Here is a 14,712-nt window from a genome sequence, read left to right as displayed (position 1 = left end):
TCAGCCTCCGATGACCGTGCGGATCACCTCGGGGTCCTCCAGGACCTCCTTCGGCGTCCCGAGGCGCTTGATCTTGCCGGTGCTCCACACCGCCACCCGGCTGGCATAGCGCTGCACCATGTCCATGTCGTGCTCCACGAAGACCGAGGACACCTTGGCCTTGGCGAGTGCCGAAACGAGGATCTCCATCACCTCGAACTTGTCCGCCGAGGCGACGCCCGATGTTGGCTCGTCCATGAGCAGGAGCTTGGGCTTCAAAGCCAGCGCGATGGCGATGTCCACCAGCTTGCGATGGCCTTCCGGCAGTTCGCCGGCGCGCTTGTCCTTGTCATCGGCGCAGCCCACCAGATCGAGGAGGGCGATCATCTCGCCTCGCTCGGCGATATGGTCGAGGGGCCGCAGGAGGTTCCAGCGCCGCTCGCGGACGGCGGCGGCCAGCAGCATGTTTTCCAGCACCGTGTGGTCGGAAAAGAGCTGCGGGATCTGGAAGGCGCGGGCGATGCCGAGGCGGGTGATGTCGCGCGGCGGCTGGGCGGTGATCTCCTTGTCCTCGAACCGCACCGAGCCAGCCTTGGGCCGCAGATAGCCGGTGCAGATATTGAGAAAGGTGGTCTTGCCGGCGCCGTTGGGGCCGATGATGGCGAGGTTCTCGCCGGCCCGGACGTCAAGGTCGATGCCATCGGCAGCCACCACGCCGCCGAAACGGATCTCCAGGCCCCGGGCCTCCAGCAGGATGGGATGAGCGTGCGCGTTCATTCCGCGGGCTCCGTCGCGACGGGGTGGGCGGGGCGCGCGGCCCGGCGGCGGGCGGCGATGGTTTCCACCATGCCGACAATGCCGGTGGGCGCGCGCAGGATGATGACCAGCAGCACGAAGCCGAGGATGAGCTGCCAGGAATCGGCCACGAAGGCCGCCGCATAGGTGCGGATCGCCTCATAGACCAGGGAGCCCGTGAGCGCGCCGGCCACATTTCCCACGCCGCCGAGGATGGCGATGAAGACGAATTCAGACGAGCGCGTCCAATAGCTGTATTCCGGCGTGGCGATGCCCTGGATGACGCCCAGCGCCGCCCCGCCGAGGCCGCACAGCACCGCCGAGATCACATAGCCCACGAGCAGCACGGTGCGGGCGGACAGGCCGATATATTCGAGCCGCGTCTCGTTGGTCTTGATGGCTTTGAGCGCCTGGCCCAGCGGGCTCTTCAGATAGCGCCAGACCAGATAGGCCGAGGCGAGCGCGAGGATAAGCGTCAGGTAATAGAGCACGCCATCGAAGCCGGCGCGCTCGAAGGCCTGACCGAACACGGTGGGACGGCGAATGCGCAGGCCATCGGAGCCGCCGGTCAGGTGGAAGAACTTCTCCAGGATGGAATAGAGCACCATGGAGAAGGCAAGGTTGAGCATGCCGAAGAAGATGTAGCGGTAGCGCACCACGAAGAGCCCCACCACGAGGCCCAGGATGGCCGAGGTGAAGACGCTCGCCACGATGAGCAGGCCGAGGTCTCCGCCGCCCAGGCTCCGGCCAAGGAAGGCCACCGTATAGGCGCCGGTCGCGAAGAACATGCCGTGGCCGAACGAGACCTGCCCCGCCTGGAGCAGCAGGATGATGCCGAGCACCGCCAGGCTCTTGGCATAGACGATGGCGAGGAACGTCTCCGCCGAGGGCAGGAAGAAGGGGATGGCGGCGAGAACCGCCGCGACGAGAAGGAAGAAGAGGGAGCGGGCGGTCATGTCAGATCTTCCGCAGCTGGGGCGCGCCGAACAGGCCGCTCGGGCGGACGATGAGCACCAGCACCATGAGAATATAGGGCACGAGCACCTCGAATTCGGGGGCCACATAGACGGCGAGCGAACGCCCGAGGCCGATCATCAGGGCGGCCACCGCCGCGCCCTCGATCTGGCCAAGGCCGGCGGTGGCGGCCACCGCGAAGGACAGGACGATCATCTCCGCGCCCATGCCGGGAATGAGCGAGGTGGTGGGCGCCGCCACCGCGCCGCCCAGCGCCGCAAGGCTCGCGCCGACGATGAAGGTCAGGAAGTAGACCCGCTCTGCATTGATGCCGATGGCGCTGGCGGCCTCGCGATCCTCGGTGACGGCCAGGATCTGCGCGCCCGCCGAAGTGTGGCGCAGGAAGGTGCGCAGGCCCACGAGCACGATGATGGCGAGGATGGGCAGGAAGATGGTCTGGTAGGCCGTGTAGCTGATTCCGAACAATTCCACATTGCCCAGCAATTGCAGCGGCTCCGACATGAAATAGGGCTGCACGCCCCAGACCAGGCGCTGCACATTCTCCAGCATCATGAAGATGGCGAAGGTGACGAGGATCTGGAGCACCTGTTCCTTGTCATAGATGCGCTGGAGCAGGAACTTCTCCATCAGCCCGCCCAGCACGATGCCGACCGCAAGGGCCGCGACGAACAGGGCCGGGAAGGTCAGCCAGGGGCTGAAGCCGGCTTTCGTCAGCGCGATGCCGGCGCTCACCGCCAGATAGGCGCCGAGCGCGTAGAAGGAGCCGTGGGCAATGTTGAGCACGCCCAGCACGCCGAAGATGAAGGTCAGCCCCACGGCGACGAGGAAGACCAAAGAGGCATAGGCGATGCCGTCGCAGACGGCGAGCATCAGGGTGTCGAATGACATGAGCGACCTTCCGGGACCGCGTGCCGCGCGCCACCGCGCCGGCCGCCTGCCGAACCTTCCGCGCCCGTGACGTCGGCGCGGGGGATATGATCGGCACCGGGCGTGCGTCCGGTGCCGGGGACCGTCGAGACGGCGTCAGTTGCCGTGGGAGAAGGTATCGACCTTGATGTCGATAAGGGCCGGGGTCAGGGTCTTGATCCAGGCTTCCGACTTCTGGCCCACCGGCGGCATGAGCTGGGAGGCGGGGAAGATCATCATCTTGTCCAGCACGTCGAAGGAATAGCCGGGCACGCGCTTGGTGGTGCCGATGAGCTGGTCCTCGATGCCCTGGCCGTCGGCGCGGATTTCCACCGGGCGGCCGAAGGCCTGGAACTTCAGGCCGGGCATGGCCGCCGCCACCTGCTCCTTGGTGGGCCACTTGCCGCCATTGGCCGCCACCGCCTTGTCATAGACCGCCTGGAGGGCGGCGAAGGCCTGGGCCATGTGGAACACCGAATAGATCGGATAGTGGCCGGTCTTGGCCTTGTAGGCGTCGATGAAGGCCTTGAACTTGGGATCGCCCTTCATTTCCGGATGAAGGAAGTAATGATCGCCACGCCCGCCCACGATCACGCCCTCGGGCAGATCGTTGCCGAGGCGCTCCAGCGAGCTTTCCGCCAGCGGCAGCACGAATTGGGAGGTGCGGAACAGGCCGCGCTGGTTGGCCTGGCGCACGAAGGTGTCGAGATCGCCGCCCCAGGAGGTGGAGAGGATCACGTCCGGACGCAAAGCCAGCAGGCGGGAGACTTCGGTGGAGAAGTCCGGCGCGCCGAACTTGGGGAAGAACTCGGCCACCACCTTGGCGTCGGGCTTCAGAACCTTCAGCGCCTCGGAGAAGATGGCCCAGCTGTCACGGCCCCAGGCATAGTCCTGGTTCACCACCGCCACCGTCTTGAAGTCCGGCTTGGTCTTCAGGAGATAGAGCAGGGGGGCGAGCACCTCGGGGGTGGCATTGGCCTGGGTGCGGAAGACGTAGGCATATTTGTCGTCTTCCAGGATGCGCTGGGTGCCGCAATCCCACATGAAGTTGAGAACCTTCAGGTCCTCCGCCAGCGGCGCGATCTTGTTGCAGACACCGGAGGAGATGGACGCGAACATCACGTCCACCTTGGTGTCCTGCACCATGCGGCGGTATTCGGTCATCAGCGTTTCGATGCCGGCGCCCTCGTCGATGAAGTAGAGCTTCACCGGCACGCCCTGAATACCGCCCTTCTTGTTGATATCCTCGGCCAGAAGCTCGGCCGCGTCGCGCGCCGGCACGCCGAAGACGGAGGCGGCGCCGGAGCTGTAAGTGGTGATGCCGATGCGCAGCTCGGCCGGCTTGTCCTGGGCCAGCGCCGGCATGAGGCTCATAAGCGACAGCCCCGCGGCCGCCAAGAATCGACGGATCATGGTCGGCGTTCCTCCATCCCGCTTGATGCGATGATTATTCCCGTGTCCGCCCGAAGCGGAGCGGGGGCATCTTGTGTTCTGGCGGGGCTATCTCAAAAGACTATTTTGACTTGGATGTCATAGCGAAAACCTATGGCGTGTCGGCCTCATACCGTCATCGAGCCGGTGCGTGCATCCCTCTTGCCTGCCGTGGCAATCTGGGGCATCGCCGGGGCGTTCCGAAAGACAAGCGGGCCGGCAAAAGAGGGCGATGACCACAGGGCTTGAGTGAAAGCCCCTCGACTCTGCGCGCGTGAGCGTCTTTATACGGTGGCAGGTCGGGCTTCCGCGTCGTCATGGGGCTGCAATAATGCGAAAGATTTCAACTCTTCTTCTGCCGTTGCTCCTGTGCGCCTGCGCCAGCACCGAAACCGTGCGCACCGCGCAGAATGAAGCCATCATCAAGGCGCAGGTGGACCCGGAATGCGGAAGCACCCAGGCGGCGGCGGTGGCAGCGAAAGCTGCGGCGGTGGAGACGATCCGGTCCGGCTTTGACCGCTACATCGTGCTGGGCGAGCAGAGCGCCAACAATGTGCGCTATGTGCAGCAGCCCGGCACCTACCAGACCACACGGACGACTCAGCCCAACGGGCAGGTGACCACCACCACGTCCTACAAGCCCGGCGCCACCGTCCCCACCGGGAGCTACAATCAGGACTTTTATATCCGCATGTTCAAGGACGGCGAGCCGGGCAGCGAGAATGCCCTTCCCGCCCGCGAGACGCTGGGGCCGGACTGGAAGCGCATCGTGGAAGAGGGCGCCCCCACCAGCTGCTTCTGAGCCTTGGGATAAAGGTCAGGCGGCGCCGTCCGCTTCCTCCTCCGGTGCAATCAGGCGGGCGCCCCAGGCGCCCTCCTGCACGAGGCGCACCAGGGTCGCATGGGCGAGCGCGTCGATGGCGCGCACGGCGTTTGAGAGCGGACGGTCGGAGGGGCAGACGATGTGCAGGTCGCGGGTGAGCACCGGCACGCCCACGGGCCAGGCGCGCAGGCGGCCTTCGCTCACCTCCCGCTTCACCGCCGCCTCGGGGAGGATGGCATAGCCGAGCCCGCCTTCCACCAAGAGCTTGATCTGGCCGTAGGTGTCGATGTCGATCACGGTGGACAGCCGCACGCCCTCGGAAAGCGCCCGCTCCTCGATGAGTTCGCGCAGGCCGTGGCCGGGGCTCGGCAAGATGAGGGTCAGTTCTGCCACTTGCGAGAAGGGCACGGGCCCTTCGTCAGGCGCGTCCGGGCTGGGGGAGAGCGCAGAGCCGATGAGGCAGAGATCCTCGGTGAGGATGCGCCGGGCCACCAGGCCCCGGTCGTTCACCGTGCGATAGAGGATGCCGAGGTCGATCTTGCCTTCGCGCAGCCAGTCCAGCACGAAGCCGCTCATGGCCTCGGCGACGCGCAGCTTCACTTTCGGATAGCGCCGGCGCGCCTCGGAGATGAGCGGCACGCACAGCATCTGGCTGATGGTGCCGGGCATGCCGAAACGCACTTCTCCGGACGGTTCGCTCATGCCGCCGCGCACCGCCTCGCGCGCCACCTCCATCTGGCCGAGAATGAGCCGGGCATGGCGCACCAGCGTCTCACCCGCCTCGGTGGGGCGCACGCCCTGTGGGTTGCGGAATAAAAGCTCGACGCCGAGGTCCTGCTCCATGTTGCGCACATGCTGGCTGAGCGCCGGCTGGGCGACCCGCAGCCGATGGGCGGCCTTGGAGAAGGAGCCCACCTCGACGATGGTGACGAAATAGCGAAGCTGGCGCAGATCCATGGCGTTTCCGGTGGCCGGCGATCCCGGCTTTGTGGGCGACGGCAAGGGCGCCGTGCCGCTCCGTGTCAGAGCGGCACCATATAACGTTCCGCACGCGCTTCGGGCAAAAGTTATGGCTGCGATGCGCGGGAAAGATGGGGACGGGCTATCGCGCCAGCACGTCGAAGCGGTGGGGCTGGGGCAAGAGCACGCCGCCCTCGGTGGGTGCGCCTTCCTGCGCCACCAGTTCCACCACGCGGGCCCGCTCGCGCTCGGCGGTCGCCGCGCGGGCAGGGTCCACGGCCACGATCATGGCGAGGAAGGCGTCCGCATCGGCGAAGCGGCGCACATCGTCATATTCCCCGCTGGCGAGGCGCGTCACCGCGCCCGCTTCCACTGCCGCCGCGATGGCAGCCTGGGCGGCGGCACGGATGGGGGTCTCGTCCTCCACGGGGAGCATGGCGCGGAAGAAGGGGCCTTCCGCCAGCGGCTCCACCACCAGCACCGGCCCCCGGCTGACGCGGACCGCCTCCTTCAGCGCCGCGCCCATGAGCGGCACCGGCACATGGTGGAGGGAATTCAGGAACACCACCCGGTCGAAGCTGGCATTGGGGAAGGGCAGGGCCTCGGCGCCCGCTTGCCGAAAGTCCGCGTCGGGTGCGCGGGTGCGGGCTGTGGCGAGCGCGGCCTCCTGCGGATCGACGCCGGTCACCTTGGCCCCCTTCGCGCCCAAGGCGCGGGCAAGGCCGCCTCCGCCGCAACCCACGTCCAGGATGGAGAGGCCCTCCAGCGGGCCGATCTGGGCGGCGATGATGTCCAGCGTCACGCCCACCGGGCGGCGCGGGGAGGGGGCGGGCTCGGGCATGGGGCGTGTTCCGTTCAGGCGGTGGCGCGGCGGGCGGGGGAGAACTCGTCGCGCAGCGCGTCGGTCTGTTCACCCAAGGCTGGCACCGGTCCAAAGGTGGGCAAGGTGTGGTTGATGAGCGCGCCCGGCGCCAGATAGCGCACGGGACCGGACGGCGTGTCCACCGTCACGTAGCGGTTCTGGGGATGGCGCACCAGGTCATCCATGGTGCTGACTCGCCCATAGGCGATGCGCGCCTTCTCAAGCCGCTCCACGATGGTCTCGCGCGGGGCGGCGGCAAAGGCCGCGCCGATGAGGGCATCGAGGGCTGGCCGGTTGGCCACCCGCAGATTGTTGCTGGTGAAGCGCGGGTCGGTCGCCACCTCCGGGCGCCCCAGCACATCGGCGCACAGCATCCCCCATTCCCGCTCGTTCTGGACGGAGATGAGCACCGCCTTGTCGTCGCCGCAGGCATAGGCGCCATAGGGCGCGATGGTGGGATGGCTGAGGCCGGCCCGGTCCGGCGTCTTGCCGCCATAGGCAAATTGCAGATAGGGCACATTCATCCAGTCGGCGAGCGCATGATAGAGCGAGACCGCGATGTGCCGCCCCTCGCCGGTGCGCTCGCGGGCAAACAGCGCCTGGAGCACCGCCTGGAAGGCGGTCATGCCCGCCGCGATGTCGCACACGGAGACGCCCACGCGCGCCGAGCCGTGTGCGTTGCCAGTGATGGAGGACAGCCCGCTCTCCGCCTGCACCAGCAGGTCATAGGCTTTCAGGTCCCGGAACGGGCCTTCGTCGCCATAGCCGGAAATGGAGCAGGTGATGAGGCGCGGATTGGCGGCGCGCAGCTTGTCCGGGGCAAAGCCCAGGCGGTCGATGGCGCCGGGGGCGAGATTCTGGATGAAGACATCCGCCTGCGCCACCATCTCTTTGAGGATGGCGAGGTCGTCGGGGGCCTTCAGATCGAGGCAGACGGATTCCTTGCCCCGGTTCAGCCAGACGAAATAGGCGCTCTCGCCATGGACGAGGCTGTCATAATTGCGGGCGAAATCCCCTTCCGGTCGCTCCACCTTGATGACCCGCGCGCCCGCATCCGCCAGCCGGCCGGAGACATAGGGCGCGGCCACCGCCTGTTCCACCGAAACGACGAGGAGGCCTTCGAGATCGCGCTGCATCTGTGCTCCGCCATGCTGCTTGCGGCTGTCTTTGGGGATTGAGGGCCACCCGGCAAGGGGGCCTTTCCCATGGAAGGGCAAACTTGCCGGGCCGCCGCCAGAATACAAATATAAGTGTGGCCTAGCTGGCATATGGGAAAGTTATACTGAAGCGCCCCAAGGGAAGCTTCGGCCATAGCGCGGACTTATGGCGGGAAGCGCAATTCCCTATTTCGCATGGGGCCGCGGCGCGCTCACTGTTCGCCTCCAAACGGAGCCTGCGGCGCGCGTCGCGGGTGACCAAGATCAGGCCGACCGGGAGGACCCTATGGCCGACGAAACACAGATCCTCGCCCGCTTCGTGGCGGACCTTCGCTTCGAGGACATTCCCGCGCCCGTGGTGGCCCGGGCCGAGCGGCTCATTCTCGATTTCTTTGGCAACGTGGCGCGGGGCGGGGCGGAGGCGGATTCCTCTCCCTCGATTCTCGCCATGGTGGATCGCCTGGGCCTTGGCGGGGCAGGCGAGTGCACCGTCATCGGCCAGGCCCGCACCTATGGGCCGGCGGCGGCGGCGCTTTTGAACGGCACGTTCGGCCATTCGTTGGATTTCGACGACACCCATGCCGCCTCTTCCCTTCATCCCAGCGCCCCGGTGGTCTCAGCTGCGCTGGCGGCGGCGGAGATGGCGGGTTCGAGCGGGCGCGACTTCGTGGTGGCGGTGATCGCCGGCTATGAAGTGTGCTGCCGCCTGGGCCTTGCCCTTGATCCCACCGTCCATTACGGGCGCGGCTTCCACCCCACGGCCACCGCCGGTGCCTTTGGCGGGGCGGCGGCCGCCGGCAAGCTGTTGGGCCTCGATGCGGCCGGCATTGCCTGCGCCTTCGGGGTGGCGGGCAGCCAGGCGGCGGGGTCGCTGCAATTCCTGGTCAACGGGGCCTGGAACAAGCGCTACCAGGTGGGCGCCTCCGCCATGAACGGCCTGATCGCCGCAACGCTCGCCGCCGAGGGCTTCAAGGGCGCCAGCGAGGCGGTGGAGGGCAAGCATGGATTCCTGCATGCGTACACGGACGGCGCCGACCCGGCCAAGGCGGTGGCGGACCTCGGCACCGTGTGGGAGACGCTGCTCATCGGCCTGAAGCCCTATCCCTCCTGCCGCTACACTCATGCGGCGCTCGACGGCCTGTTGAAGCTGCGCGACACCCACAAATTCTCCGCGGCCGACGTGGTGAAGGTCCGCGTCGGCCTCCATCCCAACGGCATCACGCTCACGGGCGCGCCACTGGCCGACAAGCGCCGGGCGCGCAACGTGGTGGACGGGCAATTCTCCATGCCGTTCACCGCGGCTGTCGCCCTCGACCAGGGTTCGTTCGGCTGGGACGATTATCGGCGGTTGGGGGAAGGGGCCATCGATGCCCTGTGCGACCGCATCGAGGTGGTGGCGGATTCGCGCCTGGAGGGCCGGCCCCATCCTTTCGGCGCCGAGCTGAGCGTGGAGACCACCGCCGGCACCCTCACCGCCAGCATTCCCGACCCCTCCGGCGAGCCGGAGAGCTTCCCCTCGGATGATGCGCTCGCCGGCAAGTTCGCAACCCTGGCCGGCCCCGTGCTGGGCGAGAAGGCGAACGCCTTGTGCGGCGCCATCCTGGATGCCGCCCGCCAGCCCAAGGTCGCCGACCTTCTCGCCTTGTCGCGCCCGGCGGCCTGAGCCTTTTCCCTTCCGACCGCAGGCCCCCGGCGGCGGTCCGGTCTCTTGGTGCCGGGGACAAGGCGCGAGAACAGGCGCCGCAGGAAGCCGGTGCCGGACCTTCGGACCTTCGTCGCCCTGGCGAAGGCACCGGCGGCCGGCGTCCGGCATGTCAGGGAGAAACGAAATGATCGACCCAAGGATGAAGATCAGCCGCCGGCATGCCTTGCTCGGCGGCGCCCTTTCGCTGGGCGCGCTGGCGGGCGGGGCGGGCCTGATTACGAGCGCCTCGTCGGCCTTCGCCAAGGCGCCGCTGGTGGGCAAGCCCGCCCCCTATTTCTACCGCTTCAAGTTCGGCGACGGGGAAATCACCGTGGTGTCCGACGGCACGCTGCCGCTGGGCGACCCCCACAGCAATTTCACCGGCCTTTCCGCCGCCGACATGGACAAGCAGCTGAAGGACAATTTCCTCCCGCTCTCCAATGCGGTGCTGGAGCAGAACATCCTGATCCTGAACACCGGCGACAAGCTGATCGTGTTCGACACCGGCATGGGCTCCTCCAAGCTGTTCGGCCCCACCACCGGCAAGCTGCTGCAGACCATGAAGGAGGCCGGCATCGACCCCAAGGATGTGGATGCGGTGGTGATGAGCCACGCCCATATCGATCATTGCGGGGGCTGCATGGCCGATGACGGCTCGCGCAACTTCCCCAATGCGCAATTCTATATCTCGCAGGCCGATTACGATTACTGGACCGACGAGAAGACGGTGGGGCCGAACCTGAAGGCCTTCCTCGACCAGGCCCGCAAGAACCTGGTGCCCAACCGCGACCGCATGGTCTTCTTCAAGGACGGCCAGGAATTCCTGCCCGGCATCACCGCCATCTCGGCGCCCGGCCATACGGTCGGGCACACGGTGTTCATGATCAATTCGGGCGGCAAGTCGCTGTGCTATATCGGCGACCTCGCGCATCATCCGGTCCTCCTGCTCCAGGAGCCCTTGACCGAATTCGTCTATGACACCGATCCCAAGCAATCGGCCCAGTCGCGGGTGAAGATCCTGACCATGCTGGCGGCCAACCGCATCCCGGTTCTGGCCTATCATTTCGCCTGGCCGGGCTTCGGCCATGTGGCGGCGCAGGGCCAGGGCTTCCGCTATTATCCCGCGCCCATGGTCATGGAAATGTGAGAGCCGGGACGGGGGCGGCCCGTGCCGCCCTCGCCTCTGGCAGCTTGAAAGGTGTGTTGAATGAATCCCGCCGTGGTCATCGCAGAGGAGGATGTGGTCGCCTCCGTCGCCGACGCGCTGCAATACATCTCCTACTTCCACCCGGCGGATTTCATCGCCCATCTCTCCAGCGCCTATGAGCGGGAAGCCTCTCCTTCGGCGCGGGATGCCATCGGGCAGATCCTGGTGAATTCCCGCATGGCGGCCCTGGGGCACCGGCCCATCTGCCAGGATACCGGGCTCGTGGTGGCCTTCGTGAGAGTGGGCATGGAGGTGCGCTTCGCCACGAACCGCCCACTTGCCGACCTCATCCATGAGGGCGTGCGCCGGGCCTATCTGGATGAGACCAATCCACTACGCGCCTCCATGGTGGAGGACCCGCTCTTTGCCCGCCGCAACACCCGCGACAATGCTCCCGCCGTGGTGCATGTGGAGCTGGTGCCCGGCCGCACGGTGGAGATCACGCTGGCGGCCAAGGGCGGCGGCTCGGAGAACAAGGCGCGCTTTGCCACCCTCAATCCCGGCGCCTCGGTGGTGGACTGGGTGCTGAAGACGGTACCGGAGCTGGGCGCGGGCTGGTGCCCTCCGGGCGTCATCGGGCTCGGCATTGGCGGCTCGGCGGAAAAGGCCATGCTCATCGCCAAGGAGGCCCTGCTGGAGGAGATCGACATGACCGATCTTCTCGCCCGCGGCCCCACCAACAAGATCGAGGAATTGCGCATCGAGCTTTACGAGAAGATCAATGCGCTGGGCATCGGGGCGCAGGGTCTGGGTGGGCTCACCACCGTGGTGGACGTGAAGATCGCCACCTATCCCACCCATGCGGCGTCAAAGCCGGTGGCGCTCATTCCCCAATGCGCCGCCAACCGCCATGCCACCATCGTGCTGGACGGCTCCGGCCCCGTGCGGCTCGATCCGCCGGACCTGTCGCTCTGGCCGCAAGTGGCCCTTGATGCCGCCACCTCCGCCGCCCGGCGGGTCGATCTCGATACGCTCACCCGCGCCGAGGTGGAAAGCTGGCGGCCGGGCGAAAAGCTACTCCTGAACGGGCGCATGCTCACCGGCCGCGATGCCGCCCACCAGCGCATGGTCGCCATGATGGCCCGGGGCGAGGACCTGCCCGTCAGCCTGAAGGACCGGGTGATCTATTATGTGGGCCCGGTGGACCCGGTGGGGGACGAGGCGGTCGGCCCCGCCGGTCCCACCACCTCCACCCGCATGGACGCCTATACGGACCAGATCCTCTCCACCGGCCTCCTGGCCATGGTGGGCAAGGCCGAGCGGGGGCCAGTGGCCATCGAGGCCATCGCCCGCCACAAGGCGGCCTATCTCATCGCCATCGGCGGGGCGGCCTATCTGGTCTCGAAAGCCGTGAAGGCGGCGCGGGTGCTGGCCTTCGAGGACCTGGGCATGGAGGCCATCTACGAATTCACCGTGGAGGACATGCCGGTCACGGTGGCGGTGGATAGCGTCGGCCAGTCGGTGCATACGCTGGGACCGGCGCTTTGGCGGGAGAAGATCGCCCGCCGGGAAGTGGCGCCGGCCTGAGCCGGCGCCGGGCGTGCTACTTCGCCGCCGCCTTGGTGACCAGCGGGCAGTCGCCGTCCTCCAGAGGCCGGAAGGCCTCGTCGCCGGGGATGACGCGGATGAGCTTGAGATAGTCCCAGGGATATTTCTGCTCGGCCGGCGTCTTCACCTGCAGGAGGTAGAGGTCGTGCACCATGCGCCCGTCCTCGCGGATGCGGCCGCCATGGGCGAAGAAATCGTCCACCGGGGTGGCCTTCATCTGCGCCACCACGGTTTGGGTGTCGGTGGTGCCGGTGGCCTTCACCGCCTTGAGATAATGCAGGATGGCCGAATAGGTGCCCGCCTGGCCCATGGTGGGCATGGCCTTGTGGCGCTCATAGAAGCGCTTCGACCAGGCGCGGGTCTCGTCATTCAGGTCCCAATAGAAGCCCTGGGTCAGGATGAGACCCTGGGCGACGGGCAGGCCGATGGCGTGGATGTCGGTGATGTGGAGATAGAGGCCCGCCAGCTTGATGCCGGACTGCGGGAGGCCGAACTCATTGGCCTGCTTGATGGCATTGACCTGGTCCGCGCCGGAATTGGCAAAGGCGATCAGCTTGGCGCCGGCGCCTTGGGCCTGGAGCAGGAAGGAAGAGAAGTCGGTGGTGCCCTGCGGATGGCGCACGGAGCCCACCACCTTGCCGCCATTCTTCAGCACGGCCGCCTTGGTGTCGCGCTCCAGCGCGGTGCCAAAGGCATAGTCGGCGGTGATGAAGAACCAGGGGCCGTCCTTGGCGAGCGAGGCGCCGGTGCCGGCTGCCAGCGCATAGGTGTCATAGGTCCAGTGGATGCCGGTGGGGGCACAGGCCTTGCCGGTGAAATCCGACGAGCCGCCGGTGGAGGCGAGCACCAGCTTGTTCTTGGTGCGGCCGATCTCCTGCACCGCCAGCAGCACGGAGGAGGTGGGGATATCGGCAATCACCTCCACATTGTCCTGGTCGATCCAGCGCGAGACGATGGCCGCGCCCACGTCCGGCTTGTTCTGGTGGTCGCCGGCCACGATCTCGATGGGGCGGCCGAGCACTTTGCCGCCAAAGTCCTCCACCGCCATCTGGGCGGCGATCACCGAACCGGGGCCGGCCATGTCCGCATAGATGCCGGACTGGTCGTTCAGCACGCCGATGCGCAGGGGCTTCTGATCGGCCAGGGCCGGGGAGAGCCCGGCCAGGAGGCCGGCGGCCAGCAGCGCAGCGCGGGACAGGAATGTTTGCATGAAAACGATCTCCGAAATGTGCCGGAGAGCTATCCTGTAAATTTCCGTATTTCAATCGGACTTGTGGATAAATGGAGTGGTTTTCAAAATTAAACATGTTCTATGCGTGATTATTGCCTCGTGCAGCCGTCACCCTCGCCGGCCATAACTTTCCCCGATCCCCCGCCATCGCTTTTCCCGGCTTCCGAAGGGGGGCGGGAAGCTGTTAGCTCGCAGCCCAGCTTCCCGGGCGGGCGCACCTTGCGCCGCCAAGACATCCCAGAAGGACCCGCCATGTCGCACACTCTGGACATCGAGACGCTGCGCGGCTGGATCGGCCGCACCGACACCGCGTCTGATGCGGTGACCCCCCAGAAGGCACGCGAAATGCGCGTGACCCTCGACCAGGATGCAGGAGAGCCGGTGTCGGGGGATGCGGCGATCCTCACCGCCCATTGGTGCCTTGCCCAGCCCACCGTCCCCTTGCGCGGCGTCGGGCCGGACGGGCATCCGGCCCGCGGTGGCTTCCTGCCTCCGGTGCCACTGCCGCGCCGCATGTGGGCGGGAGGCGAGCTGCAGTTCCTGGATGCCGTGCGGGTGGGCGACGAGGTGACGCGGGCCTCGCGCATTGCCGATGTGGTGGTGAAGGAAGGCCGCACCGGCACCTTGTGCTTCGTCACCGTGGCGCACGAGATCTCCACCCCCCGGGGCCTCGCATTGCGCGAGCGGCAGGACATCGTCTATCGCGGCGTCGATGCGCCGGCCGGCGGGCAGGGCAAGGCCGAGCCGCCCCGTGTGCCCAGCTGGCAGGAGAGCGTCGATGCCGGCCCGGTGATGCTGTTCCGCTATTCGGCCATCACCTTCAACAGCCACCGCATCCATTATGACCGCACCTACTGCCAGGTGGAGGAAGGCTATCCGGGCCTCGTGGTGCATGGGCCGCTCCAGGCGACGCTGCTGGTGGAATTCGCCGCCCGCCTGCTGGGCCGGCGGCCGAGCGAGTTTTCCTTCCGCTCGGTGCGCCCCATCTTCGATGGCGCCCCTTTGACCCTTAATGCGGTGGAGGGCGCGGACGGCCTCGAACTTTGGACCGCCGATGCGGAAGGCCGCGCCGCTATGCTGGCGCAGGCCCGCTGAGGGGCCGCGTTGGGGCGTGACACCGCGCCTCTGCGGCCGCCGCGCCCGCGCTTGCGTTT

The 14,712-nt window shown here is 67.1% G+C and carries 13 protein-coding genes; 5 read left to right on the top strand and 8 right to left on the bottom strand.

What is annotated here, in order from left to right:
• From ACT54L_RS07445 to ACT54L_RS07430, 4 genes are all read right to left on the bottom strand, one after another.
• Window positions 1–756 (bottom strand): ABC transporter ATP-binding protein, encoded by a 756-nt coding sequence (locus tag ACT54L_RS07445; RefSeq protein ID WP_476084905.1) that lies wholly within the window; start codon window positions 754–756, stop codon window positions 1–3.
• A complete protein-coding gene (locus ACT54L_RS07440) occupies window positions 753–1,730 on the bottom strand; it encodes a branched-chain amino acid ABC transporter permease (protein ID WP_476084904.1) in 978 nt (325 codons plus the stop codon). The genes ACT54L_RS07445 and ACT54L_RS07440 overlap by 4 nt, the downstream gene beginning before the upstream one ends.
• Before the next feature lies 1 nt (window position 1,731).
• A complete protein-coding gene (locus ACT54L_RS07435) occupies window positions 1,732–2,637 on the bottom strand; it encodes a branched-chain amino acid ABC transporter permease (protein ID WP_476084903.1) in 906 nt (301 codons plus the stop codon).
• 135 nt (window positions 2,638–2,772) lie between these two features.
• Window positions 2,773–4,068 (bottom strand): ABC transporter substrate-binding protein, encoded by a 1,296-nt coding sequence (locus ACT54L_RS07430; protein ID WP_476084902.1) that lies wholly within the window; start codon window positions 4,066–4,068, stop codon window positions 2,773–2,775.
• A 349-nt stretch (window positions 4,069–4,417) separates the two neighbouring features.
• Between ACT54L_RS07430 and ACT54L_RS07425 the strand changes: the two genes are divergently transcribed.
• Complete coding sequence (locus ACT54L_RS07425) at window positions 4,418–4,888, top strand: hypothetical protein (protein ID WP_476084901.1); 471 nt, start codon at window positions 4,418–4,420, stop codon at window positions 4,886–4,888.
• Window positions 4,889–4,903: 15 nt separating this feature from the next.
• Here the strand turns inward: ACT54L_RS07425 and ACT54L_RS07420 are convergent, their stop codons facing one another.
• The 3 genes from ACT54L_RS07420 to ACT54L_RS07410 all read right to left on the bottom strand — a co-directional run bounded on the left by ACT54L_RS07420 (window position 4,904) and on the right by ACT54L_RS07410 (window position 7,867).
• The gene (locus ACT54L_RS07420) at window positions 4,904–5,866 is read right to left on the bottom strand and encodes a LysR family transcriptional regulator (protein WP_476084900.1); all 963 of its coding nucleotides are present in this window, start codon (window positions 5,864–5,866) and stop codon (window positions 4,904–4,906) included.
• 145 nt (window positions 5,867–6,011) lie between these two features.
• Window positions 6,012–6,710 carry a class I SAM-dependent methyltransferase gene (locus tag ACT54L_RS07415; protein ID WP_476084899.1) on the bottom strand — a complete coding sequence of 233 codons (699 nt, stop codon included), beginning with the start codon at window positions 6,708–6,710 and terminating at the stop codon, window positions 6,012–6,014.
• Window positions 6,711–6,724: 14 nt separating this feature from the next.
• The gene (locus ACT54L_RS07410) at window positions 6,725–7,867 is read right to left on the bottom strand and encodes a CaiB/BaiF CoA transferase family protein (protein WP_476084898.1); all 1,143 of its coding nucleotides are present in this window, start codon (window positions 7,865–7,867) and stop codon (window positions 6,725–6,727) included.
• Window positions 7,868–8,174: 307 nt separating this feature from the next.
• Here ACT54L_RS07410 and ACT54L_RS07405 point away from each other — a divergent pair, with 307 nt between their 5' ends.
• The 3 genes from ACT54L_RS07405 (at window position 8,175) to ACT54L_RS07395 (ending at window position 12,306) form a co-directional block, all read left to right on the top strand.
• Window positions 8,175–9,551 carry an MmgE/PrpD family protein gene (locus tag ACT54L_RS07405; protein ID WP_476084897.1) on the top strand — a complete coding sequence of 459 codons (1,377 nt, stop codon included), beginning with the start codon at window positions 8,175–8,177 and terminating at the stop codon, window positions 9,549–9,551.
• Between the two features lie 166 nt (window positions 9,552–9,717).
• A complete protein-coding gene (locus tag ACT54L_RS07400; RefSeq protein WP_476084896.1) occupies window positions 9,718–10,719 on the top strand; it encodes an MBL fold metallo-hydrolase in 1,002 nt (333 codons plus the stop codon).
• 60 nt (window positions 10,720–10,779) lie between these two features.
• On the top strand, window positions 10,780–12,306 hold the full coding sequence (locus tag ACT54L_RS07395) for a fumarate hydratase (protein ID WP_476084895.1): 1,527 nt from the start codon (window positions 10,780–10,782) through the stop codon (window positions 12,304–12,306).
• 16 nt (window positions 12,307–12,322) lie between these two features.
• Here the strand turns inward: ACT54L_RS07395 and ACT54L_RS07390 are convergent, their stop codons facing one another.
• Window positions 12,323–13,537: an ABC transporter substrate-binding protein gene (locus ACT54L_RS07390; RefSeq protein WP_476084894.1), complete on the bottom strand. Its 1,215-nt coding sequence runs from the start codon at window positions 13,535–13,537 to the stop codon at window positions 12,323–12,325.
• Window positions 13,538–13,810: 273 nt separating this feature from the next.
• Here ACT54L_RS07390 and ACT54L_RS07385 point away from each other — a divergent pair, with 273 nt between their 5' ends.
• A complete protein-coding gene (locus tag ACT54L_RS07385; protein WP_476084893.1) occupies window positions 13,811–14,653 on the top strand; it encodes an HTD2 family dehydratase in 843 nt (280 codons plus the stop codon).
• The last annotated feature ends 59 nt before the right edge of the window (window positions 14,654–14,712 follow it).

It is taken from the genome of Aquabacter sp. DMC10 (assembly GCF_056314145.1).
Note: the sequence above shows the minus strand (reverse complement) of the source record. Positions and strands in the feature narration are given on the sequence as shown.

Coding starts and splice junctions, on each gene's coding strand:
- ACT54L_RS07415 (WP_476084899.1), bottom strand. CDS start 6,710: ATGCCCGAGCCCGCCCCCTCCCCGCGCCGCCCGGTGGGCGTGACGCTG.
- ACT54L_RS07400 (WP_476084896.1), top strand. CDS start 9,718: ATGATCGACCCAAGGATGAAGATCAGCCGCCGGCATGCCTTGCTCGGC.
- ACT54L_RS07425 (WP_476084901.1), top strand. CDS start 4,418: ATGCGAAAGATTTCAACTCTTCTTCTGCCGTTGCTCCTGTGCGCCTGC.
- ACT54L_RS07445 (WP_476084905.1), bottom strand. CDS start 756: ATGAACGCGCACGCTCATCCCATCCTGCTGGAGGCCCGGGGCCTGGAG.
- ACT54L_RS07420 (WP_476084900.1), bottom strand. CDS start 5,866: ATGGATCTGCGCCAGCTTCGCTATTTCGTCACCATCGTCGAGGTGGGC.
- ACT54L_RS07405 (WP_476084897.1), top strand. CDS start 8,175: ATGGCCGACGAAACACAGATCCTCGCCCGCTTCGTGGCGGACCTTCGC.
- ACT54L_RS07385 (WP_476084893.1), top strand. CDS start 13,811: ATGTCGCACACTCTGGACATCGAGACGCTGCGCGGCTGGATCGGCCGC.
- ACT54L_RS07435 (WP_476084903.1), bottom strand. CDS start 2,637: ATGTCATTCGACACCCTGATGCTCGCCGTCTGCGACGGCATCGCCTAT.
- ACT54L_RS07440 (WP_476084904.1), bottom strand. CDS start 1,730: ATGACCGCCCGCTCCCTCTTCTTCCTTCTCGTCGCGGCGGTTCTCGCC.
- ACT54L_RS07390 (WP_476084894.1), bottom strand. CDS start 13,537: ATGCAAACATTCCTGTCCCGCGCTGCGCTGCTGGCCGCCGGCCTCCTG.
- ACT54L_RS07395 (WP_476084895.1), top strand. CDS start 10,780: ATGAATCCCGCCGTGGTCATCGCAGAGGAGGATGTGGTCGCCTCCGTC.
- ACT54L_RS07430 (WP_476084902.1), bottom strand. CDS start 4,068: ATGATCCGTCGATTCTTGGCGGCCGCGGGGCTGTCGCTTATGAGCCTC.
- ACT54L_RS07410 (WP_476084898.1), bottom strand. CDS start 7,867: ATGCAGCGCGATCTCGAAGGCCTCCTCGTCGTTTCGGTGGAACAGGCG.